The organism is Thermodesulfatator autotrophicus (assembly GCF_001642325.1).
Lineage (GTDB): Bacteria > Desulfobacterota > Thermodesulfobacteria > Thermodesulfobacteriales > Thermodesulfatatoraceae > Thermodesulfatator > Thermodesulfatator autotrophicus.
Map to the genome: position 1 here is coordinate 1 of NZ_LSFI01000088.1, position 853 is coordinate 853.

The 853-nt window shown below is 50.2% G+C and carries 1 protein-coding gene; it reads left to right on the forward strand.

From position 1 onward, the window contains the following. Positions 1-324: 324 nt before the first annotated feature. Positions 325-825, forward strand: coding sequence for a ribbon-helix-helix protein, CopG family (locus tag TH606_RS10935; protein ID WP_068543998.1), 501 nt, complete (start codon positions 325-327; stop codon positions 823-825). The last annotated feature ends 28 nt before the right edge of the window (positions 826-853 follow it).

Sequence of the window (853 nt, forward strand, 5' to 3'; positions counted from 1 at the left end):
CCCCCTGTCAGATTAAGTCTGAGCTAATGCAGTTTCAGGAGTCCTGAAAAAGAGAGCTTTGGGTTCTATGAGAGTCTCCTTTTTGTTCCAGGCGGGCCTCGCTTCACTCGGCTTGACACCCGTGCAACTTCGTTGCTGAAGGCAATTTCCTGTGAAAGCCTTGATAAATAAAGGAATGAGGGCGAGCCTCTTGTCAGGCCTTATAGGACCCGCTTTAGGCCCACTTCCTTCTTTTCCCTTTATTGACCGGTCTTTCCAAAGAGCCCGTTTCGGGCCCTAAGTTTTCGTTATTTTGCATGAAAAAGAAGATCTTTGGAGGCGGTTATGGGAAGGAAAAAACAGAGAAAAATCCACCTTGAGGATGACCTTTACGAGGCGCTTAAAAGGGAGGCAAAAGAGCGCGGAATGAGTGTTTCGGCGGTGGTACGTGAGCGCCTTTTAGGGGTGGAAAAACAGGCAAGGTTTGAGGAGATTTACGAGTCACTTCCGCGCCGTTTAGACGCGCTAAGGAGAGAGATTGAAGGCCGGATTGAGGAGCGGAACAGGGAGCAAGTGAGGCATTTTTTAGACCTTCAAACGTGGATGATGGAGGAGGTGAAAAAGCTTGATGAGCGTCTCGAAAAACTGGAGAAAGCGACGGCGGTGACGGCCTACTATGCGGCGTTTACGGGGTTACTTCAGAGCAGCAAGTTTTTCAACATCATAGCGCTTTCGGACTCCAAATGGAAGGCGTTGAAGGACGTTGCACCGAGGCTCAAAGAGGAGGCGGACGAGAAAGTGAAGGCCCTTTTAGGGTTTAGCGTACTGGAAAAAATTTCGGACTAAGGAAGGGCCCCCGGGGGCCCTTCCTTAG

Coding starts and splice junctions, on each gene's coding strand:
- TH606_RS10935 (WP_068543998.1), top strand. CDS start 325: ATGGGAAGGAAAAAACAGAGAAAAATCCACCTTGAGGATGACCTTTAC.